This is a genomic window from Microcoleus pseudofavosus SVA1_A4 (genome assembly GCF_036700565.1).
In the GTDB taxonomy this organism is placed as follows: domain Bacteria; phylum Cyanobacteriota; class Cyanobacteriia; order Cyanobacteriales; family Microcoleaceae; genus Microcoleus.
On sequence record NZ_JAUBPE010000002.1, the window covers coordinates 155,248 to 176,928 of the forward strand.

The 21,681-nt window shown below is 46.0% G+C and carries 25 protein-coding genes; 17 read left to right on the forward strand and 8 right to left on the reverse strand.

The window, feature by feature from the left end:
- Positions 1-35 precede the first annotated feature (35 nt).
- The 3 genes from QUA02_RS01595 to QUA02_RS01605 form a co-directional block, all read right to left on the reverse strand.
- Positions 36-1,172 carry a DUF6745 domain-containing protein gene (locus QUA02_RS01595; protein ID WP_333024765.1) on the reverse strand — a complete coding sequence of 379 codons (1,137 nt, stop codon included), beginning with the start codon at positions 1,170-1,172 and terminating at the stop codon, positions 36-38.
- Positions 1,159-1,452: a DUF8820 family protein gene (locus tag QUA02_RS01600; protein WP_333024767.1), complete on the reverse strand. Its 294-nt coding sequence runs from the start codon at positions 1,450-1,452 to the stop codon at positions 1,159-1,161. The genes QUA02_RS01595 and QUA02_RS01600 overlap by 14 nt, the downstream gene beginning before the upstream one ends.
- A 655-nt stretch (positions 1,453-2,107) precedes the next feature.
- A complete protein-coding gene (locus QUA02_RS01605; protein WP_333024846.1) occupies positions 2,108-4,882 on the reverse strand; it encodes a diguanylate cyclase domain-containing protein in 2,775 nt (924 codons plus the stop codon).
- Positions 4,883-5,498: 616 nt separating this feature from the next.
- Here QUA02_RS01605 and QUA02_RS01610 point away from each other — a divergent pair.
- The 7 genes from QUA02_RS01610 to QUA02_RS01640 all read left to right on the forward strand — a co-directional run bounded on the left by QUA02_RS01610 (position 5,499) and on the right by QUA02_RS01640 (position 12,096).
- A complete protein-coding gene (locus QUA02_RS01610) occupies positions 5,499-6,179 on the forward strand; it encodes a class I SAM-dependent methyltransferase (RefSeq protein WP_333024770.1) in 681 nt (226 codons plus the stop codon).
- Positions 6,180-6,443: 264 nt separating this feature from the next.
- Positions 6,444-7,022, forward strand: coding sequence for an SMI1/KNR4 family protein (locus QUA02_RS01615; protein WP_333024771.1), 579 nt, complete (start codon positions 6,444-6,446; stop codon positions 7,020-7,022).
- Positions 7,015-7,599, forward strand: coding sequence for an RNA 2'-phosphotransferase (locus tag QUA02_RS01620; protein ID WP_333024774.1), 585 nt, complete (start codon positions 7,015-7,017; stop codon positions 7,597-7,599). The genes QUA02_RS01615 and QUA02_RS01620 overlap by 8 nt, the downstream gene beginning before the upstream one ends.
- A 32-nt stretch (positions 7,600-7,631) precedes the next feature.
- The gene (locus QUA02_RS01625) at positions 7,632-8,840 is read left to right on the forward strand and encodes an AAA family ATPase (RefSeq protein WP_333024775.1); all 1,209 of its coding nucleotides are present in this window, start codon (positions 7,632-7,634) and stop codon (positions 8,838-8,840) included.
- Between the two features lie 264 nt (positions 8,841-9,104).
- Entirely contained in the window at positions 9,105-11,309 is a 2,205-nt protein-coding gene (locus QUA02_RS01630; protein WP_333024776.1) for a PAS domain-containing sensor histidine kinase, read from the forward strand.
- Between the two features lie 241 nt (positions 11,310-11,550).
- Positions 11,551-11,844 (forward strand): TIGR03792 family protein, encoded by a 294-nt coding sequence (locus QUA02_RS01635; RefSeq protein ID WP_333024778.1) that lies wholly within the window; start codon positions 11,551-11,553, stop codon positions 11,842-11,844.
- 45 nt (positions 11,845-11,889) lie between these two features.
- A complete protein-coding gene (locus tag QUA02_RS01640) occupies positions 11,890-12,096 on the forward strand; it encodes a hypothetical protein (RefSeq protein ID WP_333024779.1) in 207 nt (68 codons plus the stop codon).
- Here the strand turns inward: QUA02_RS01640 and QUA02_RS01645 are convergent.
- The 4 genes from QUA02_RS01645 to QUA02_RS01660 form a co-directional block, all read right to left on the reverse strand.
- Positions 12,047-12,388 (reverse strand): type II toxin-antitoxin system VapC family toxin, encoded by a 342-nt coding sequence (locus tag QUA02_RS01645; protein WP_333024780.1) that lies wholly within the window; start codon positions 12,386-12,388, stop codon positions 12,047-12,049. The two genes, QUA02_RS01640 and QUA02_RS01645, sit on opposite strands and share 50 nt — an antisense overlap.
- Before the next feature lie 38 nt (positions 12,389-12,426).
- A complete protein-coding gene (gene vapB, locus QUA02_RS01650; protein WP_333024781.1) occupies positions 12,427-12,648 on the reverse strand; it encodes a type II toxin-antitoxin system VapB family antitoxin in 222 nt (73 codons plus the stop codon).
- 230 nt (positions 12,649-12,878) lie between these two features.
- Complete coding sequence (locus QUA02_RS01655) at positions 12,879-13,199, reverse strand: type II toxin-antitoxin system RelE/ParE family toxin (protein WP_333024783.1); 321 nt, start codon at positions 13,197-13,199, stop codon at positions 12,879-12,881.
- Positions 13,196-13,462, reverse strand: coding sequence for a hypothetical protein (locus QUA02_RS01660; RefSeq protein ID WP_333024785.1), 267 nt, complete (start codon positions 13,460-13,462; stop codon positions 13,196-13,198). The genes QUA02_RS01655 and QUA02_RS01660 overlap by 4 nt, the downstream gene beginning before the upstream one ends.
- 26 nt (positions 13,463-13,488) lie before the next feature.
- Here QUA02_RS01660 and QUA02_RS01665 point away from each other — a divergent pair, with 26 nt between their 5' ends.
- Genes QUA02_RS01665 through QUA02_RS01675 form a run of 3 tightly spaced genes read left to right on the forward strand, consistent with a single transcriptional unit; the run spans position 13,489 to position 14,308 of the window.
- Positions 13,489-13,653, forward strand: a complete 165-nt coding sequence (locus QUA02_RS01665; RefSeq protein ID WP_333024787.1) for a hypothetical protein — start codon at positions 13,489-13,491, stop codon at positions 13,651-13,653.
- A gap of 23 nt (positions 13,654-13,676) precedes the next feature.
- A complete protein-coding gene (locus QUA02_RS01670) occupies positions 13,677-13,922 on the forward strand; it encodes a type II toxin-antitoxin system Phd/YefM family antitoxin (protein WP_333024788.1) in 246 nt (81 codons plus the stop codon).
- Positions 13,919-14,308 carry a type II toxin-antitoxin system VapC family toxin gene (locus QUA02_RS01675; protein WP_333024790.1) on the forward strand — a complete coding sequence of 130 codons (390 nt, stop codon included), beginning with the start codon at positions 13,919-13,921 and terminating at the stop codon, positions 14,306-14,308. The genes QUA02_RS01670 and QUA02_RS01675 overlap by 4 nt, the downstream gene beginning before the upstream one ends.
- On the opposite strand, the gene QUA02_RS01680 is transcribed toward QUA02_RS01675, so the two are convergent.
- Positions 14,305-14,436: a hypothetical protein gene (locus QUA02_RS01680; RefSeq protein WP_333024792.1), complete on the reverse strand. Its 132-nt coding sequence runs from the start codon at positions 14,434-14,436 to the stop codon at positions 14,305-14,307. The genes QUA02_RS01675 and QUA02_RS01680 overlap by 4 nt on opposite strands.
- Before the next feature lie 20 nt (positions 14,437-14,456).
- Between QUA02_RS01680 and QUA02_RS01685 the strand changes: the two genes are divergently transcribed.
- The 7 genes from QUA02_RS01685 (at position 14,457) to QUA02_RS01720 (ending at position 21,204) form a co-directional block, all read left to right on the forward strand.
- Entirely contained in the window at positions 14,457-14,963 is a 507-nt protein-coding gene (locus tag QUA02_RS01685) for a papain fold toxin domain-containing protein (RefSeq protein WP_333024793.1), read from the forward strand.
- A 42-nt stretch (positions 14,964-15,005) separates the two neighbouring features.
- Entirely contained in the window at positions 15,006-15,374 is a 369-nt protein-coding gene (locus QUA02_RS01690; protein ID WP_333024794.1) for a hypothetical protein, read from the forward strand.
- A 683-nt stretch (positions 15,375-16,057) separates the two neighbouring features.
- Positions 16,058-16,534 (forward strand): Panacea domain-containing protein, encoded by a 477-nt coding sequence (locus QUA02_RS01700; protein ID WP_333024796.1) that lies wholly within the window; start codon positions 16,058-16,060, stop codon positions 16,532-16,534.
- The gene (locus QUA02_RS01705; protein ID WP_333024797.1) at positions 16,515-16,949 is read left to right on the forward strand and encodes a hypothetical protein; all 435 of its coding nucleotides are present in this window, start codon (positions 16,515-16,517) and stop codon (positions 16,947-16,949) included. The genes QUA02_RS01700 and QUA02_RS01705 overlap by 20 nt, the downstream gene beginning before the upstream one ends.
- A gap of 518 nt (positions 16,950-17,467) precedes the next feature.
- Complete coding sequence (locus QUA02_RS01710) at positions 17,468-17,632, forward strand: hypothetical protein (RefSeq protein ID WP_333024798.1); 165 nt, start codon at positions 17,468-17,470, stop codon at positions 17,630-17,632.
- Positions 17,633-17,805: 173 nt separating this feature from the next.
- Positions 17,806-18,687: a hypothetical protein gene (locus tag QUA02_RS01715; protein WP_333024801.1), complete on the forward strand. Its 882-nt coding sequence runs from the start codon at positions 17,806-17,808 to the stop codon at positions 18,685-18,687.
- 414 nt (positions 18,688-19,101) lie between these two features.
- Positions 19,102-21,204 carry a M3 family metallopeptidase gene (locus QUA02_RS01720; RefSeq protein WP_333024802.1) on the forward strand — a complete coding sequence of 701 codons (2,103 nt, stop codon included), beginning with the start codon at positions 19,102-19,104 and terminating at the stop codon, positions 21,202-21,204.
- The last annotated feature ends 477 nt before the right edge of the window (positions 21,205-21,681 follow it).

Genomic DNA, 21,681 nt, shown 5'->3' on the forward strand with positions numbered 1-21,681 from the left:
AAATTACGATTTAAGTTTGGTAAAATTTCAGTGATTCATGTTTGCAGGCTAAACTCCTCTGGATCGATATCCCAATTTACCCAGCGAATTGCTTCTTTAGCCGATCGCACTTCCGGCGGCACTCGCAAAGCATGAATAAATCCCGTACTCGGACAGGTCATTTTTAACAAATAAACTGGCTTTGCATTCCCCTCGTCATCAAAATCATCGGTAAAATCGATGCTTAATAAAGTATATTCCTCCCAATAATCTAACTCTGTCACCTCTAATTCTTGACAAATGCGATCGTAACTAATTCCCTGAATTAACGCGCGCCGAACTTCTGCATTGTGTTCCTTTAACACCCACTGAGACTGCCACTGGTGCGGGTGCAAATTCCCGTAATCTTCGGGCAAAATCACGCCGTGGTAGGCGTAAATAGAAAAACCGTCAGCAAACTGCACCGCCGGTTTTCCTTGGGCGTGCAAGCGGTAGTTGCTGTCAACGCAAAGGGCGATCGGCTTTTCGCACGCAACGCAAACTTTGTCATAAGGATAAATCCAGCCGCAATCCCGGACAATCGATTGAAAAACGAGCCAATTTCTGCCGCAAGAATGAGGTAAATTTAGAACGGAAATACAATAATCTAACAAACTGCCACAACCAGCCCACAATTCTGGTTGAATGCAATTATTGAGTTGTTTTCCTAATGTTTGCCAGTAGATTTCTTTACTCCGAGTTCCGCTCAAATGTTGTGAAAATCTCCGGTAAATTTCTTTACCTAATTCGTCGCAGAGAGATGTCCACAGTTGCCTTTGCAGTGCATTGTAAAGTTGATTTTCTAGTTGACTTGGCAGTTGTCTTTGCAGTTGGCTTTCAAGTTCGCTCCGCAGATAAGTCCGCAGTTGTTTTTCTAATTCGCCGCGCAGTTTGCTTTCTAATTGACTCCGCAGCAGGCTCCTCGGATTGTCAATTTGACTGACGATTATATCGGCAGCTTGGTAGGGGCGAGCGCAAAAAACTACTTCCGGTGCTTTTTTGCCGATTACCGCGTAAGCCGCTTTAATTGTTTCCGCAGCTTTAGATCGATCTATCGGCCCTGTGGAAAATGCGATCGCCCTCCACTTATCCCGATAAACTGGAATCAAAGCTGCTTGTTCTGGCGTGAGTTTTTTAACCTTAGTCTGCGACATACCGCCAACCTTGCGGCTCATATTCCCGCTGAATCCGCACCATCCAATTACCTTCAGGAATTGCGATCGCATGGTGTTCTTCGTGACTCAATAAAGCTGTCGGCGAAAGCACCCGCAAGTACAGAGTGCCGTCTTTTTCGTAAAGTTCAGCTTGTCCCTCAATAATCTGGTGAGAATGTCCGGTGACTTCACCTTCGGCGAGAGTTAGGTGAGGTTTTTTTTCTCCTTGGATTTGCGGTACGGGGGTGAGAATTACGTCGCCTTGTCGGATGGGTTGCATAGGTTTTTTCTCTATTTTGTTTGCTGGTGTCGATCGAGCTTTCCGACCGCAACTCTATACTACATAGGTAATACACGGTCGTCAAGAGCGATCGACCGACACCATATTCCATAAATGTTTGCTGCACTGACAGGCATTATGTTCGAGCGTGAAAGTGCGATCATCGGAAACAGAAATGCTATAATATATGTTAGTTTCGAGAAAGTTTTAGATTTGAATGCCTACCTACGCGCAGCTAGAGGGTTTGTATCGATGTCTTTTTCAACAAAGTAGTCGATCGGCAAGCTTGCAATCATTCTGCTGAAGACTTCGTGTTTTTGCGAGACTGACAATATTTCTACCTCACCTTTGAAATAAAACAGTCTGATGACGGGGGAGTTAGAAAACCCCTGCTGAATTAGTTTGAATTGTTGCCAGCTAATCTCGGAGTGGACTAGCCTTTGGTCTTTAGGCTTATCTAATGTTAATGTCAGAGACGACCTGCTATAATTATTCTGTTGCTATTAGAAATAAGTTAATTTTTTAGTCAGGACTTTAGTGCTTCTTAAGTCTGATTTAAGGACGGAAGTCCTTAATCAGAACCTGTTTTTGTAAGATATTTAGTTTTTCCAATTCGCTCGGAGCGAAGAGCGAACTGACTAAGGACTAATGACTATTATCCTTCAAATGTGGCAACCGACACCCGATCGCGCCCTGCTTCTTTGGCCCGATAAAGCGCCTCGTCGGCGATCGCAATTAGCGTCCCCGGCTGGGACATCGGCGCCGGAATGCAGCAAGCTACACCCAAACTCAGCGTCACGTATTCGCTGACAGCAGACTTAGCGTGAACTATCTGCAAACCCCGCACCTTTTGGCCGATAATTTCAGCGACGCAAGCCGCACCTTTAATATCCGTATTCGGCAAAACTACTGCAAATTCTTCTCCACCGTAACGCGCTACTAAATCTGCCGATCGCTTTACCGACTGCTGGAGAACCGCCGCCACTTGCCGCAAACATTCATCCCCCGCTTGGTGGCCGTAAGTGTCGTTGTAAAGTTTGAAATAATCGATGTCGCACATAATCAAAGACAGCGGTGCCTCTTCCCTCGCCAAACGCCGCCATTCCGTATCGAGATATTCATTAAAAGAGCGGCGGTTTCTTACCTCAGTCAAACTGTCGTAAGTTGCCAAATACTGCAAGGCTCGATTCACAGTTTCTAACTGCTGTTTCTGCTGCTGCAATTGACGGTTGAGGACTGCCAACTGCTGTTCGGCTGCGTGCGATCGCAACAAATTTTTCACCCTCGCCAGCAGTTCCCTCTCGTCAAAAGGCTTCGAGATATAATCGTCCGCACCAGCATCTAAACTTTCAATCCGAGCTTCCATCCCCGATCGCGCTGTCAAAAAAATTACCGGAGTCGAACTCAATTCCGCTGTGCTCCGAATCTCCTTGAGCAAATCCAGTCCGTTTTGTCTGGGCATGATTTGGTCGCTCAAAATCAAATTTGGCTGCAAAATTTTAGCTTTTTCTAAACCTTCAACCCCGTCAATCGCCACGGCGACTCGATAGTACGGAGTCAATAAACTTTGGAGGTAAGCCAGCAGAAAACTGTTATCTTCTACTACCAGCAACAGCGGTAATTCTCTGCTGTCAGGTGTTAATTCTTCGCAATTATTTTTGTCGTCAAAACTGTTATGTTCCGACAGCGAGGCGTGGGGTGCGATCGCCCGGACATCTCCCGCGCGCTCTCCGAAGCCGGATTCAGTCAGTCCTGCCAATTGGGCGATCGCGCTCACCAACTGATTCGCGGACACCGGCTTCGACAAATGCCTCTGAAACCCCGCCTCCAGCGCGTAGGCCGAATCTTCTTCCCGGATGCCTCCCGTCAGCGCCACCGCAGGCAGGAGTTCTCTTTGCTCGGACATTTCCATTGCTCTGACGCGGCGGATCAAATCGCAGCCGTCTGTTTCCGGCATCGCCATATCGCTCACCAACACGTCGGGCCGCGACTGTTCCAACTCGGCCATCGCTTCGCCGGCGCTACCCACCGCTGTTACCTTGGCTCCAAATGCTTCGAGGCCAGTTTTCAGAAATTCCCGGATCTCGGCGCTGCTTTCAACCACCAGCACTTGCTTTCCCGCCAGAGGTTTGGAAACCGATCCGGGTCTGCTTTCCACTTGGGCGATCGCACTCGCGCGATCGTCGGGCGCATTTTTGCTGTTCGCCACCGGTAGCAGCACCCCAAATGTCGCCCCCTGACCGAGGCCGGGACTCGAAGCCCAAACGCTTCCCCCGTGCAGTTCCACCAACTGCCGCACAATTGAGAGTCCCAGGCCGAGCCGGTGCTGTTCCTTGGTCTGGAAGCTATCTCCGGGGCGGAAGTAGTCAAAGATGAACGGCAGAAATTTGGGGTCGATCCCGCAACCGCTGTCGCTGACCTGAATCAAGGCGCCGGACGGGGCTGGCTCGACCCGCACTTGAACTGGGTTTGGTGTCGATTCTGGGGTGAATTTGATGGCGTTGGTAAGCACGTTCCAGACTACTTGCTGCAAGCGTTCTGCATCTGCCAAAATGTAGCTGACGGCGGGGTCAAAATGTGTTTCTACGCGGATGTTTTTGGCATCGGCGGCGGGGCGGAGGGTGCCGATCGCAGATTCTATGACAGACGGGAGGTGCACCCGGTCAACGTTTAGGCGCACTTTCCCCCGCAGAAGGTGCGAGAGGTCGAGGAGATTGTCTATTTGTCTGTTTTGCAATCTGGCGTTGCGCTCGATGATTTCCAAAGCGCGGTTGGTGGTGGCTTCGTTTAACTTGCGCGATCGAGCTAGCTGCACCCATCCCAAAATCGCGCTCAGGGGCGATCGCAGTTCGTGTCCGGCGATCGCCAGAAATTCGTCTTTTGCCCGGTTGGCTTCGGCTTGGGCTGCTTCAACGGCTTTGCGATCGGTGATGTCGAATCCGATCGCCAAATACTGAGAGGGTTTTCCCTTGAAGTCCAACAGCGGAACTACTGCGGAGTACACCCAATAATCGCTGCCATTCTTAGCTTTATTCTTAATTTCTCCTTGCCAAACTTCACCTTTGGCAACAGTTGACCGCAGATTTTTAATTAATTCCGAAGACTTATATTCCGAGTGGAGGATGCTGAAGTGGGAGCCGATCAGTTCGACGTGGGAATAGTTGGAGATGGAGCAAACTCGAGCGCTGACGTAGTTGATAATTCCTCGGGCATTTGTCCTCACCGCCAGTGCCGAGCGGTCGATCGCTCCTTTAAAATCTAAACATTCTTGCAGCGACGAATTTAGTTCTTTTGTCGGAGAAATTTGGCCTGAGCAATCCGGCGCGTTTGGTTGCTGGCGATCGGCCTTATCCTTGCTCCGCTGTTGGATTTTCATTGCTTCTATTTTCCCCTGACGGCTGACACCTAATCTACTCGCATCCTGATTCATTATCACTTTTTTTTTCCCGCGCTGGCGGGTGTAATATTTTGTATCTCTTGATTTTCCTGAAAAATCGGCAGGCAGCACATCTACTTGGGACTAACCTCAAATTTTATTTACAGTTTGGCTAAATTTTGTCAATCTTAGGACATATTTTCTCAAATCTGCCCGATCGGGCCCTGGGTAATACCATTTTATATTTTATATTTTATATTTTAGATTTTAGGATGGCGAATGACTGATGAATTGAGGGTTTGGAGCACGGGCCTACAGTTGCATTCTTGTTTTAAACTGGTATAAGAACCGTCAAAAATTTTCTCACAATTACCCCCCGCATCTGGCACAAAGTCTCCTCTTCCGCAGCCTTTCGGGCCTCCGGCATTCTGCCTCATCTCCACTCAAGCAGATATATGTGCATGGCTAGACAGTTCCCCCATAATTGGCGGGTTTCGGCGAACAAAATCCGTGTCTTGCGATCGTCCCCAACTTCTGTTAAATTATTTTATTCTACATCTTGACACCTCTGTATAGTTTTTGTATTATAAACTGTAATATGCCCTCGAACAAGAGAGCAGCCCAACTGCATTGACGCACTCAACTATTAACAATTTGAGGAAAATGAGCTGTGAATTTAGACGCTGTACGCGAGCAATTTGAACAAAGAGCATTTGATTATGACGGCTTAATTCCCCGCCTCATTCCGCACTATCGAGAGCAACACGATTTAATATTGCAGTTAATTTGTTTTGAAACTAATGCTAACATAAAAGTTCTGGATTTAGGCGCAGGGACGGGCATACTGTCTGCCCTGATTTTGCAAACATTTCCTCAAGCAAATGTTGCAGCCTTTGACATGGCGGAAAATATGCTGAAAATTTGCCAAACTAACTTGTCCGCTTTCCAAAAACGCCTGACCTTGCAGCAAGGAAATTTCGCCGAAGATGATTTCGGCAGCGGTTACGATTTGGTAGTTTCGGGGTTGGCAATCCACCACCTAGACAGCGCAGGTAAACAACAGCTATTTCACAAACTTTTCCAGTCTATGAATGCCGGAGGAATCTTGCTAATTCGAGATATTGTGACAGGTGCTACCCCAAAGCTGACCGAGCAATACGAAGAGTTGTGGCGGCAGTACATGAAAGCTAACGGAGAAGACGATGCAGCCTGGTTTCAAAACTATCTAAAAGAAGATATTCCCTCCTCTGTGGAAGAGCAGACAAAGTGGCTTGCAGAAGCTGGTTTTGCAGATGCAGGATGTCACTGGCGCTATCTCAACTTTGCTATTTTTGGCGGAGTTAAGAAATGAATGCAACTGGGTGAAGCTTCGTTAGGATCTGCGATTGCGACAAAAATCTTAAGGGATCATCCCATTTTTGCTTTCATATCATGGACGGTTGCATCAGAACAATATATTTGGATGATATAGCGTGCGAGCGTCTCGCTCGCGATCTAGCCGTAGCCGGGAGCGAGACGCTCGCACTCCTAAAAAACGCTTTTTACCAAATTGGGATGCTCCCAATCTTAACCGATCGAATTCTGTAAATATGCCATAAATTAACGTTTCACTATCATGAAAACCATCTGGAATCGCATTGATTCTTGGCTTGCTGCTAATGCGCCAGAAATTCTGAACAATCTGCAACCGGGAGCAACCGATGAAGCTATCAAAGCAGCAGAACAATTTTTAGAAATCGAGTTTCCTGAAGATGTAAAATCATCTTACCGCATTCATAACGGTCAGTTTGAAGAGAGATATTCAGTAATGCCGTACGGGCACTTTCTTTGTTTAGAAGGAATGATAAGAGAGTGGGATTCTTGGAAAGAATTACTGGATGCAGGCGACTTTAATGATGAAGATGGCAATGATTATGGCTGCGCTTCAGATAAACTGATTCGGACAGAATTGTGGTGGAATCCGAAATGGATTCCGATCGCTTCCGACCTCAGCGGCGACAGTCTTTGTTTGGATTTAGATCCAGCACCAGGAGGTCAAGTTGGGCAAATTATTTTTATGTGCCACGATGATGCTTACAGAGGCTTTATTGCTAAAAGTTGGCGAGAATGGTTAGAACAGTTGGTCACAGATTTAGAAACTGGTAAATATAAATTTGAGAAAAAAAGCTTTTATTTGAAAAAACAAAATGAATAATTCACGGTTAGTCAAAATTAGCAAATACCTCAGCCGACATCTGCGACACGCCCCGGATCGCATCGGCATTCAACTCGCTCCCGGTGGCTGGGTTCCTGTTAGCGAACTCCTCGATGCGTGCCAAAAAAATAACTTTCCAGTTCAGCTTGCAGAACTCAAAGAAGTAGTTGCCGAAAATGACAAACAGCGCTTTTCATTCGACGAAACGGGCACTCTCATTCGTGCCAACCAAGGACACAGCGTAAAGGTTGAGTTGCAGTTAGAACCCGCTGTTCCCCCGGATATTTTATATCACGGAACAGGCAGCACTGCCGTCGAGTCTATTCTCAGTCAAGGAATTAGGAAAATGTCGCGGCATCACGTTCATTTGTCGGTGAATATCCAGACGGCGCGCCAAGTAGGTGCAAGACACGGCATCCCGGCAGTCTTTACTGTAGATGCCGCAGCAATGCAACGCGACGGTCATACATTTTACTGCTCGGAAAACAAAGTTTGGCTAGTAGATGTTGTGCCACCCACTTATCTAAAAATAAGTGAAAAATATCCAGTTGTTTTGTCTAAAAATCCAGCTAAATAAGTTAAAATAAGAGTAACTAGGAAGTCCAAAAGATGAGTTCGGAAAATATGGCAGATCGCCAAAACAATTTCAATCAAAACAATCCTCAAAATCGAGGGCTGCTCGGCTCGGGCTGGCGACCTCTCTACCGTCAATTTGATTGGGAACACCTGCTGCACTTAGCATCTAGCGACCCCTTAGAACTAGCTCAAAAAAGTTTAGATGCAGCTAGCGACATTGCCGACGCAATGGGACGACACCAATATACCTGGTGGGCAAATATTTTAAATGTATTCTCGGAAAATACTCGCTACGAAATCGATGAGTTTTGGGATTACATTACTCCGCAGCCCGTTTACCCTGATTACCGCTACAAAGACGTTTTAATTACCGAAACGCCGGTGGTTCAATTGGTCAGCCGCGCTAGTATTCCCATCGACTACGTTCTCAACAAACTCCAAGAGATTACTGTTTTCAAAGTTCTGGATTTGCTGGGAAAACCGGATGCGATTACCCAGTTTTTTATGGAACGGCATTTTTCTTATCCGCCGGAGCGATTTATTAGCTGGGAACGCTTGGAAGTTTTGGGTACTGTTTATGCTTATTGGGCCCGATGCGGCTGTTGGCTGCAAATAGACAGCTACGACAGGGGAAGACGCTGCTACACTCTGATTTGTCAAGATATTGCGCCGCTGGTTAGCAAGGCAACTTACAATTTAGCGGTGATTCTGGGCGGGTACAAAAGCCGCGTCGGACAGGTTCACAGTCAGTTCCCAATTCGGACGTTTTCTGCAGAAGTTCAAAGTTTTACGGATACAGTTCAGCAGGCAATTCTGGATCAAAATCAGTTGGCGGTTTTGGTTAGCGGCGAACCGGGTACGGGCAAAACTGCTTGGACGCAAGCGGTAGCAAAGGAAATTTTAGTGCCGCTGGGTTATGTAATTTTTATCTTAGACCATGATGCTGTGGAAAATTTTGTGCCGCCGAGTTATTTAGAGCGGATTTGTATTATTATCAATGAGGCTGATAATTTGGCTCAAGATCGATCGACCGCAGAGGCGCAACGCACTAACAAAACTGAACATATTTTGAGTTTGTTGGACGGAACTTTGTATCAAAGCGTCATGGACGAACACGGTATTCAATTTCAGCAAAAACTCGTAGTTTTGATGACTTGCAACACGACTGAAAGATTAGATCCTGCAATGTTGCGGAAAGGGAGAGTGGATTTTACCCGTGAATTTACGCACAAATTTGTTTGAGCGATTACTTAAATTTTTAAGCAATCTGGGCGATAGCACTGGCTGCACGATCTCAACTACTCAACTAGCGCGAGGAAATCTTCTGAATCTTCAAGTTTAACGAAAATGTATGGAGTACCTATAGACACATCCCCATTAAAAATGATATGACTGAGGGGTGACACCCTCTCTTGGTATCGCCCAAGCGAGCAAATCAGGAGAACAGCATTTTTGGTGTCAAACAAAATTTTTCAAACTTGATAGTTATGGAGGAAATCCCCAACCGTGCAAACTAAGCCAGTTCAGCAACAAAGTCCGGGACTGGGAAGGTATGCCGACGGGACAATCCCGATCGCCCACCCACCCGCAGAGGCAACCGTGTTCGAGAGTAAAGAGCGATTTCGGCGGTTGGTGGAGCGCTCCGCCGACGCCGTAGCAATGGTAGACTGTGAAATGCGCTATCTGTCGGTTTCTCGTCGCTGGGAAACAGATTGCGGGTTCGGGGGCGGCGAGGTGATCGGCCGGTCTCATTGGGAACTGTTCCCGAATCTCCCGGAATATTGGCAGCAAAATGCCCGGGCTTGTTTGGCTGGTGTTTTGGAATACAGCGAGTTTGTGGTATGGCGATCGACCGGATCTGTAGCAGGACAAATCGGAGGCGCAGTCGGTGCGTCGGTAAAATGGGTATTTCGGCCTTGGAAAAATAGCTCTGGTGCGATCGGCGGTTTGATTTTGTTTGCCTCTGAGATAGCTGAGGATTTCGCTGAAACAAATTGCTACAAGAAATTTTCGTCCGATGTCAAAAGCAAGCAGTTAGAAACAAGACCGCAACTAACTCAAATTGCCCTCGACAATGCTGCTGATACAATGTTTTTTACTAGCTCAGACGGTCACATTTGCTATGCGAACAAAGCTGCTTGCCATCTTTTCGGCTACTCGGAATCGGAACTGCTCAACCTCACCGTTAGCGACATCGATTCGCAGTTGTTACCATCCGATTGGCTCGCTCATTGGGAGAAACTCAAGCAGCAAAGCAACCTCACTTTTGAAACCACTTATAAAACCAAAGACGGCGCCAGTTTTCCCGTCGAAGTTAAAGTCAATTATTTAGAATACGGCGGTTGCGAATACCGCTGCGCGATCGCCCGCGACATTTCGGCTCGCCAAGCCGCAGAAGTTGCGCTTTTAGAGGCAAAAGAGCAACTTCAAGCCGTCTTGGACGCGGTGCCCGGATTAGTTTCTTGGGTAAGTTCCGATTTGCGCTACTTGGGAGTAAACCGACATTTAGCTAGCGCTTACCAAATGCCGGCCGAACTATTTGCCGGTCAAAAAGTAGGTTTTTTAGAGACAAGTCCCAAATTTAACGATTTAGTATACGATTTTTTTGCCCGCTCTGAAAAGAAGACATCTCAAGAAGTAACAGCGAGCATCAGAGGCGAAAATAAAACTTATTTAATTGTCGCTCAAAAATATCAAAAAAGTACGGCTGCGGTATTTGTGGGATTGGACATTACAGAAAGCAAACAGTCTCTTGTGGCTTTGCAGGAATCCGAAGAGCGCCTGCGGCAGCAAGCGGCGAAATTAGAGCAGACGCTGTTAGTTTTGCAGCAAACTCAAACTCAACTGATTCAAACAGAAAAGATGTCATCTCTGGGGCAGTTGGTAGCAGGAATAGCTCACGAAATTAACAATCCAGTTAGTTTTATTTCCGGCAATGTCAGCCACGCGACGGGCTACATTGAAGAACTGCTGCGATCGATCGCTCTTTACCAAAAGTATTATCCCCATCCCGTGCCGGAAATTCAAGAGTTGATGGAAGAATTGGACTTAGAATTCATCAAAAAAGACTTGCCAAAACTGCTAAATTCAATGAAAGTGGGTTCGGAAAGGATTCGGGATGTCGTGCGATCGCTCCGCTTGTTCTCGCGTACCGACGAAGCCGAAATGAAGAGCGCAGATATCCACGAAGGTTTGGACAGCACTGTGCTGATCTTGCAAAATCGCCTGCAAGCTAAAGGGGGACGGCCGGGGATTTCTTTAGTTAAAGAATACGGGAATTTGCCGCGAGTCCGCTGCTATGCGGGACAGTTAAATCAAGTGTTCATGCACTTGTTGACAAATGCGATCGACGCTTTGGAAGAAGGGGGAAGAAATTCCGAAAAGAATGGTAAAATGCAAAATCATTCTTTCTTGTCTTCGGGCGGATCGGGAGCTGAAATATTCAATCCCGAAATTCGGATTCGGACGGAAGTTGTAGGCGAAAGCCAAGTTGCGATCGCCATTAGCGACAACGGCCCCGGCATGACTGAAGAAGTCCTCGGCTGCATCTTTGACCCTTTATTTACCACTAAACCCCCGGCCACGAGCACTGGTTTGGGTCTGGCAATCTCCCAGCATTTAGTAGAAAAGCACGGCGGTGAGTTGCACTGTGTTTCTCGTCCGGGACAGGGAACTGAGTTGATAATTAAAATTGCGATCGGTAACGATTAATTGACCTCACCCAAAGATGGACACAAGCTCCCGACAGGAGTTGCCCAGAGCAAAAAACTTTAGATTTTAGTTGGACAGGACTTATGTAGAATCTAATTATGTAAGGTGCGCCGAGGCGCATCTTACCGCTATAAGTAGGGCGTCCAACAATTTTTTCGTAACTCCTGTTTAAGCGCCCAGAGTGCGGCTGTAGAGTCAATTATTAAATCTAAAATCGACTGAGTGACAAGGGGAAAATAATATGGTAATCGAGTGCTTGAGATTTAAAGTACCTCCCGAAAAGTGGGAGGCGTTTATTCGGCGAGATGAAGAAGTTTGGACGGCCGGACTAAGAAATTTTCCCGGTTTTTTGGGCAAAGAAATTTTGGTGGATGCGGTGGAAAATGAGGTGGTGATGTTGATTCGCTGGGAAACTAGGGAGCAGTGGAAATCGGTGCCGCAAAGCACAATAGATGAGTTGGATGACCAAATGGGCGATTTGCAAATTGCGATCGCCGAAAGTCGCGAATATCAAGTCCGCAAGTTTTTGGATTAGTTAGTCAGCACTCTGTTGAGCGTGTTAATTTTTGAAAGATTAATCATGAGTTTTACCTTGATTGTACCGCAGACATCGATTTGGTATTTGTGTGAAGGGCGATCGCTCTTTTTTACTCAAGCATTGCAACTCGTACAATCATTGCAGTGTTTGGTATTTGGTGCGAGGGGCGATCGCAAGTATAAACTTTTTGCCTTGTTTATCACCACACCCGCTGAATTGGATAAGCATCAAAAGCCTCATCACGACTAATCAAAACAAGCGAATGATTCATCGTCTGTGCTACCAGAATGCGATCGAAAGGATCTCGGTGATGCAGAGGGAGACCTGTGTAAATCTCCGTGTCTTCAAATGTAATTGGTAGAATTTGAGCGTTAATGTATTGCAATTCTTTCGGAAAATCTTCAAATGGTCGATTCAGTTGAAGCTTACCGACATTAATTTTAATGGAGATTTCCCACAGGCTGGCAATACTCAAATACAAACCTGTTTTAGTATCGATCGCTTCTTTTGCTTTACTACCTAGATTGGAATCGCCAAGCAAATACCATAGAAACGCATGAATCTAAAAGGGATTCCATGTTACATATATTCCTTTAAATCTTCTAGCGGTTCATCGAAATCATCAGACATAACGATTTGACCGGCCCAGCTACCATAACCATGAGGTTGTTCGAGTTGTTCGGGAGATGATTCAGTTTTTGCGTATTTCTCAAGTAAATATTTTGCATAATGCAATATCTCTTGTTTTAGAGATTCTGGCATCTTGAGGACTGTTTGAAAAATCTGTAGATCGATAGTCATGATTTTTGTGCAATTTTTACGCTTATCATGTTTACTCATTATACTGTAATTGCAGTCAGAAGGTATTTGGTGCGAGGGGCGATCGCTCTTTCATTTTAGGCGATCGGTCATCAGAAAAAAAAAGGGCGATCGATATTTCTTTTAATTCAAGCATCGCAACTGGTAGAATCATCGCAGTGTTTGGTATTTGGTGTGAGGGGCGATCGTCTTTTATTGACTATTTCATGCGATTACTCTGGCGGTTCAGTACCTAGAGGAGCTTGACTACGGTGACGAATATGTAATATCGCAATAGTATCGCTCTCCACCACAAACAGAATCCGATAGGTTCTTCCTTTACCAACCCACAATTGTCGAATTTCCCGACCAATGATGGCAGCTTCGGGTGCAACTGAGCAACGGTAAGGAAACTGTTGCAAGGATGCGATCGCGTCTTGGATATCGTAGTACCACTGATTTGCCACATCAGCACTCAGATAATCGCACATCCAACGGTAGGCGGTTTCAATTTCTTGAAAGGCGGGTGGTTGGATTAGAACTTGATAACTCATAGACGGGGAGGAATGTTGAACTGCTGCTGTAGCGCTGTCATGGCTTTCTCGGCTGGGATTCCTTCACCTCGATCGAAGCTTTCGAGTCCTTTGCGGATGCCGATGATGGCTTCGAGGTAGTCGATTCGCTCTAACAGTTTTTCGTAGGTATTGAGTTGGGGGTTTGGAGAGGATTTGAGCGATCGCACCAAGCTGAGAAGATCCGCGAGTAGTTCGTCAGGGGTGCTATCGATTTCTTGGATGAGGAGTTCTTTGATGGTCATCGCGGCATCTCACGAGGATTGATACTTTGATTGTAACGGCGATCGCTATGAGTTTTGATGGGCGATCGCACTCCGTACAATCATCGCAGTGTTTGGTATTGGGTGCGAGGGGCGATCGATCTTTTATTTTAGGCGATCGCTCAGATAGAATAAAGAAAGGGCGATCGCACTCCGTAGAATCATCGCATTAGAATAGTGGAAATAGAATAAGATTGTGAGCGGTCAACAAATGGCACAAATTACCACGACTGAATTACCCCAAACCCTCCAGACTCTATTGATAGAGGTCGCACGTACCAAAACCCCTCTAACCGTCATCCATGAAGGAAAAGCATTAGTAATTATTTATCCTGCGACCACCCAAACTCTACGTCCCAGCTTTGGCGCAATGAAAGGAAGCGGTGAAATATTAGGAGATTTAATTGCTCCTGTCGCCGAACCGTGGGAGGTTTTAGAATGAAACTTTTACTAGATACCCACATTTGGCTGTGGTATTTACTCGGCGACCCGCGCCTATCGCGATCGCTTCAAACGGCGATCGCCGATCCTAACACCGAACTTTGGCTCAGTCCAATTAGTATTTGGGAGACACTCATTCTTGCAGAAAAAGGACGGATATCTTTACAGCCCGATCCGGTTACATGGGTTAACTTAGCTTTAAAAACTTTGGAAACTCGTGAAGCCCAAATGAATCACTCCATTGCGATTTTAAGTCGCGAAATTGCACTACCTCATCAAGACCCTGCAGACCGATTCATTAGTGCCACAGCTATTTACTATAGCTTAATATTAGCCACAGTTGATGCCAACATTACAGGCAATTCGGCGCTACAAACACTCAGTTAGGCAATAGCGTAATGAAGCCATACAATTTTACTTTCGGGTATGATGACCCTCAGCGAGATGGATATTCTATATTGTTGTAGGCGATCGCTCTTGATGCGCGATCGGGCGATCGCACTGGGTACAATCATCGTACTGTTTGGTATTTGGTGTGAGGGGATCTCGCTCTTTATGCCTGGTGAGGCGATCGCACGCTACGCAATCTGCCGATCGCTCTGCGGGCAATGATTTTGAGATATACTTGTACCTAAATATAGGAGGTAAACTTTACACTTTGAGTTTAGATGGGAGTAGTTTAGATGAAATTCGAGAAGATATCGCTAAAATTGCCAGTCGCTATGGGGTCTTTCAATGTGTTGAATGCAGTCAGGCTATCAAAGAGTTTTTGACCATCAGAAACCTACATGGTAAGCAGATTAAACTGGATTTAGAAAGGCAAGACCTACCTTGGTCAGTGATTTATGATTTACGACGACAGCAGCAAATTGCTACTAATGGCTACCATCAAGGGATATCAATTACAATCGACGAACAGGAAATTGTGTTTGATAATATAGATTGTAGTGGCGTGACTCGGCAGGAATGGCTACAAAATTTAACATCACCTACTCTGGAACTGGGGATGGGAAGTTTTAAGATTATAGAAGAGGAATTTTGAGCAGCAAAACTTACAGTTATTTGAAAAATATTGAGGGTAAAAATGCACGATTTATATACGCTGATTGAGAAAATTAAGAAAGCTCCTTCAATGTACTTGGGACGACATTCAATTATTTGTCTTCAGGCTTTTTTATCGGGTTACAGCGTTGCTAAATATGAATTAGGAGAACAGCCAACGAAACAAGAGAGCGATTTTATGCAGTTTCCTGAATGGATACGAAAAAGATTCAACGTGCAGACTAGCCAATCTTGGGCTAATGTCATTCTGTTTTATTCTGAGGATGAAAGCAAAGCACTCGATCGGTTTTTTGAGCTGTTAGATGAGTTTATCGCTCGTCATTCTTCGGTTGATGCTTTAGGGGAAGGGGGATTGGATATAGAGGAAAAAGTGCAAGTTTTCAGGAGTTGATAGAAAGGGCGATCGCACTTTATTTGTTATGGGGCGATCGCTCTTTGATTTTAGGCTATCGGTCGTCAGAAACAACCAAGGGCGATCGCTCTTGATGCGCGATGGGCGATCGCACTTCCACGTTGATCTAAACTGGAAGCTTGGTCTTGAGGTGTACAAGGTCTTCAAGCTGTGTTGGCGACAGAAAACCAGCCAGTCAACTTCGCTAAATTGCTACAAAATGCACAAATATCATCATCCGATTTGCTAAACGCATTGCAATCTCTATCGCGGCGCTGCTTGATAGAAAAACACGAAAGTCTTTACACTTTGTCACCTGTACTGAAGCAGTATATCAAAGGATTGTAACGGAGATATGGCACCATTCTCGATAAATCTTTTAGGAACAGGCAAGATGCCTGTTCCACAATAAAATTCATCTTTTGTGGAACGGGCATCTTGCCCGTTCTTGAGAATGGTGCGAGATTGTGGGTTTTAGTAGGCAATTATTGTTGGTGAACCCGCCCCTACAAATTTTTGACAGAGGGTAAGATTTCAGTTATACCCAATCCGGCTTAAATACCTCCTTTATTTCTTAGTCTGCGGAGGCAGACTTTGTTTTACAAGAAGCGGTTTCAACCGCCAAATCATAAAGGGTGGTGACTGTGCTATCATTGAATACAAAACTTATTGAGTCGAGTTATATGACCACAATAACTACAGTCACAACAGCCTCCAAACTCGCTGATTACTACATCTGGTTCGCGAATGACGTAGGCTCCTATCTCAGCAACCACAAGCTACAAAAACTCTTGTACTACGCCCAAGCATGGTATTTAGCTTTTGAGGATACACCGCTTTTTGATGAAGATTTTGAAGCTTGGATTCACGGGCCGACTATCCCGGCTTTATTTTATGAATACAAAGAACAATTTGACTGGAAGCCAATTCTGAAAGAAGTCGAAAAACCAGAGTTTCCCAAAGAAGTACAAGAGTTTTTAGACGAGTTATCCGACGAATATTTCTTTTGCGATGCCTATGAGTTAGAATTGATGGTGCGACGCGAAGACCCTTGGATTAAAGCGAGAGGTGACTTGCCAAAAGATGAACCTTCTCATGCTATTATTACCAAGGAATCAATGAGAAAATTTTACAAAACCCGTGTCATCGAAGAAAATTAAGAAAGCAGATATACGCCGCCAGGAATCTTTATCTAGCATCAATCGTCTCGATGTAAAAATACCGGAAGGAGTTAGTTTTTCTTTCAGGTATTATCAGGATGATAAAAATAAGTTCTCAATTGGTGGTAGAGATGCTAAGTATTTAGCATCTCTATTGAGACGGCTGCGCGATTTGTCACAATTGAACGCTCAAGAAATTATCAATAATCAGAGTAAAAGTCTGCGCTGTCATGGCATAGTTTGGAAAAATACTACTGAACCTAATGGCTTTGGTATTCTCAATGAAGATATCCTAATCAATATCCCCTACCAGTTTCAAATATCTGCTAATGAATACGGCAGAGTGCATGGATTTTTTAGTGAAAATGTTTTTTATATTGCCTGGCTAGACCCAGACCACAATCTTTACAGTTGAAATGATTATAAATATCGATTATTTTGGAGAATTAATGTTACCCAAAGTCAGGACACGGCAGTGCCGTTTCTCTACAATTAATCGGGGTAGGGAAACGGCATTGCCGTGTCCTCCTCGCTTGCGGTTCCCAGCCATCGCGATGGCGTTCCGCCCCGCAAGCTACGCTTATTGTGAAGTAGGGAAACGGCACGGTGGGGTGTCCTCCCTTGCTCCGACTCTCAGAAACCGGGTTTTTTACGCTCATCTGTGGCTGCGACGAAATATTCTCGCCAAAAACCCGGTTTCTGGGCTCCCGTGCTAAGTCCTAATTTTAAGAAAATTTTGCATAAACAGCTAAAATAAAATTAACGCTTAAAAAGCCTACGGCTAGTACGAGAATGATAAAGATTGCGATACTAAAAATAGACTTTAGCCGATCGGCATTTTCGGGTTTTTCTGACTTCATTCTTTACAACTCATGTTTGTCAATTTTTGCAGTAAATTTGAGACTGGCAATTGAGAACGAGTAGATTATACCAATGGGCGAACAAAAATGCAACTCTCTTCCAGCTTCAAACCCCGATCGCCTTCAGCAGTCGCATTTTTTTTATCTCAAATCTCAAATCTCAAAGTTTGGTATTAGGGTTGGCTACAGCAGCGGCGAAAGTCGATCGCCCGAACCCGATCGCGCCCGCGTCCTGTAAAATAGAGAGCGCGTTGGGGCGAACCTTTTAACAGCCGGAATTAGGGGGCGATCGCCGCAGGTTCCCAAATACATAATAATATGTCAGTCATTCTTAACTTACTGACTAAGGTAAAAATAGAAGAGTGCCAAGAAATAATCTAAAACATATAACTGAAAAAAGGATACAAATCGATGCTCCACCCTGTCTCGCAACTTTACCAACAACGAGAAAATACTATGACTCAAAGAGCCGTGCGGAAGCCAAACCCCTCTGTGGGAAACCAATTGAGGCCAAGTTTCCCTCAAAGGCACTGGCTGGAGGTGGCAGAGTACGCCTCTCTGGCGGCCTCTGGTTTGGGTTCCCTGGCGGTGGCTGTGTCGGGTCAAGCTTTTTACGGGGTGGCTCCCTTAACTTTGGCTTTGTCGCTGAATGTTGCTAACCGGTATCGGTTCGAGCAGCAAGTGCGGGTTCATCAAAATTCGGAAATGGCCCAAGTGCAAAAGTCTGTAAATAAGGTCGAAAAAACGGCCGTGACAGTAATTGTTAAATTGCGCAAGCAGTTGTCAGCAGATATTGCAGCGCTGCGCCAGCAAATGGATGCACTGCCTAGGGCTGAGGGCTTTGAAGAGTCGATCGACATCCAGCGGCAGTTGCTGAGTTTGGGAGAGTCGGTAGCTTCTTTGCAAGAAATCGTGGCGTCTGCTGTACTCGATGTCCGCCAGCAGGTGAGCGAACAACTGCAAGATTTATCGGTTGGCCAACGGGCGAATCTCGAAGCTGTGGAACAGGCTATAGAGCAACTGCAAAGCGCCACGCAAGGCTTGGCAGAAACTTCTCTCACGCGAGACGACTGGGAAGCAGTAAATACTCGATTTTTGGAAATCCAGAAAGTCATGGCAAATCTGCAAAGCCAACTGCAAGCTCCCGCGCACCAATCGACTGCGGATTTGTCGATCGTCCAAGCTCAAATCCACCGTTTGGAACACGAGCAGCAAGAAGTTGTCAAACCTCACCTCAAGCGCTTAATCTCGGTTGTCAAGGAGTTGCAGCACACACCAGAGAACCGTCAGTAGTCATTAGTCATCAGTCAGAAGGAAGACTTTTTGATTCGGACACTCATACATTCAGACACTCTCGCCCGCTCGAATCCAAGTTTTTGGGAGCATCCCAATGAGTGTAGGATATATAGCCTTTCTCAGAAAGATGAGGTACGACTGGGCATAGGGCATAGGGCATAGGGCATAGGGCATAGGGCATAGGGCATAGGGCATACCTCACTTTTTTGAGAACCGCTATATAGCAGATTGCAAGTTTATAAAGTAAACCTGAGAGCTATCCCCCTAGGGACACGGCATTGCTTCCAAGTAGGGACACGGCAATGCCGTGTCCCTACTTACTTACCTCCCAACTTTATCGACAACTGTGTTAAAAGATTAAAAGCTAATCTGTCTAGTTCACCTGTTTTCAACCTGCTACAAGAAAAATCAATGACTGCAACCGTAACTATTGCTGATAACCCGTTACTAATCGGTCAAGGATTGCCTCCATTTGACGCGATCGAACCAGAACACGTAGTCCCCGCTGTTACCCAACTGCTGACCGAACTAGAAGCCTCGCTAGCTGCCTTAGAATCGTCTGTAGAACCGACTTGGAGCGGCTTAGTAGAACCATTGCAGCGGCTCGGAGAACGTTTAAATTGGAGCTGGAGCATTGTCGGACATTTGATGGGGGTGAAAAATAGCCCGGAACTGCGATCGGCTCACGAAACAGTGCAGCCGGAAGTAGTAAAATTTTGGAGCAAGCTCAGTCAAAGCAAACCGCTTTATGAAGCTTTTAAAGCGCTGCGGGCTAGCGAAAATTGGGACAGCTTAGAGTCAGCTCAAAAGCGAATTGTCGAAGCCGCTCTCCGAGACGCCCAACTCTCCGGCGTCGGTTTAGAAGGCGAGCAAAAAGAGCGTTTTAATGCCATTCAATTAGAAGTGGCGGAAATTACTACCCAATTTTCCAATCACGTCCTCGACGCTACCAAAGCATTCAGCATCACCCTCACAAACAAAGACGAAATTGACGGTTTGCCGCCGAGTTTGTTGAGTTTAGCAGCTCAAGCCGCTCGCAGCGCCGGCGAAGAAAATGCGGATGCCGAAAACGGCCCTTGGCGGATCACTTTAGACTTTCCGAGTTACGCCCCTTTCATGCAGCACAGCACCCGCCGCGAGTTGCGCGAAAAGTTGTACAAAGCTTTGATCGGCAAAGCAAGTAGCGGAGAATTGAATAACTGGCCGTTGACCGATCGCATTTTAGCTTTGCGCCAGGAAAAAGCTGCTTTGCTCGGGTTTAGCAGTTATGCCGAATTGAGCTTGGCGAGCAAAATGGCTCCCGACGTTGCAGCAGTGGAAGCTTTGTTAGAAGAATTGCGCTTAGCTAGTTACAGTGCGGCTGTCAAAGATTTAGAAGAATTGAAAGATTTTGCTGCCGAAAAAGGCGCGCCGGAAGCTGGAGATTTGAAGCACTGGGATATCGGTTTTTGGTCGGAACGGCGCCGGGAAGAAAAATTTGCTTTTAGTGCCGAAGAATTGCGGCCTTATTTTGCTTTGCCGCAGGTATTAGAGGGGTTATTTGGATTAGTAAAGCGGCTGTTCGGCGTGACAGTAACTGCGGCGGACGGTCAATCTCCTGTGTGGCACGAAGATGTGCGCTATTTCCAAATAGATGATGAAGCCGGAAATACGATCGCCAATTTCTATTTAGACCCCTACAGCCGCCCCGAGGAAAAGCGCGGCGGTGCTTGGATGGACGAGTGCGTGGTGCGCGCTAAATTTGTGGAAGCCGGAAAGACAACCACGCGGTTGCCTGTGGCTTATTTGGTGTGCAACCAAAGTCCTCCGGTTGACGGCAAACCGAGTTTAATGACTTTTTTGGAAGTAGAGACTTTGTTTCACGAATTCGGTCACGGTTTGCAGCATATGCTGACAACGGTAGATTATCCGGGGGCTTCGGGTATCAATAATGTTGAGTGGGATGCGGTGGAATTGCCCAGTCAATTTATGGAAAATTGGTGTTACGATCGCGCTACTTTGTTCGGGATGGCAAAGCATTACGAAACCGGGGAAACTTTGCCGGAACACTACTACCAAAAGCTGCTAGCAGCGCGCCACTACATGAGCGGCACCGCCATGCTCAGGCAAGTACATTTTAGCAGCGTTGACATTGAATTGCACCACCGCTATCGATCGGGCGGCAGCGAAACTGTGGCCGATGTCCGCAACCGCATCGCTAAAACTACGACTGTTTTGTCTCCTCTAAAAGAAGACGCATTTTTGTGCGCTTTCGGACACATTTTTGCGGGCGGCTATGCGGCGGGATATTACAGTTACAAATGGGCGGAAGTGCTCAGCGCTGATGCTTTTGCGGCGTTTGAGGAAGCGGGTTTGGAAGATGAAAGTGCGATCGCATCTACAGGCAAGCGCTTCCGAGATACAGTGTTGGGATTGGGCGGCAGTTTGCACCCGATGGAAGTGTTTAAGACTTTCCGGGGACGCGAACCGAGCACCCTCGCTTTGTTGAGGCACAGTGGTTTAGTTGCGGCTTAATTAAGTGTGGAATAACTGCGGATTAATGCGGGTGAATTTATCTGCATTAATCCCGGTTTTTTGTTAAACAAGATTTAGGCATAAGCTGTTCAGCATTTAAATTGTATGTCACAAAACAATCAAACTATTGTGGGGTGGGCCTCCCGCCCGCCTCGACTATGCAATTTAAATGCGCGACAGCTTATCCTTTATGTTTAGGGTGTTTATATCATGTCCGATCGATTGACCGTAATATCCCGGCCGGGCGGGTTTTTGAGATTGTCAATTATTGGCAGATATTGTTGGTGAACCCCCCCTACCTGATTTCGGGTAATCGACCGGACATGATATTATGGGCGCACCTTATCGCTATAATTCACACGTAAAACCACTTTTGGTGTAACTTTTGCTGAATTAAAAATGTTTCTAGTCAGGACTAAAGCGCTCAGATTTTTATACTAATCCCAAAAACTATTGCTACATATAATCGTGTTACCA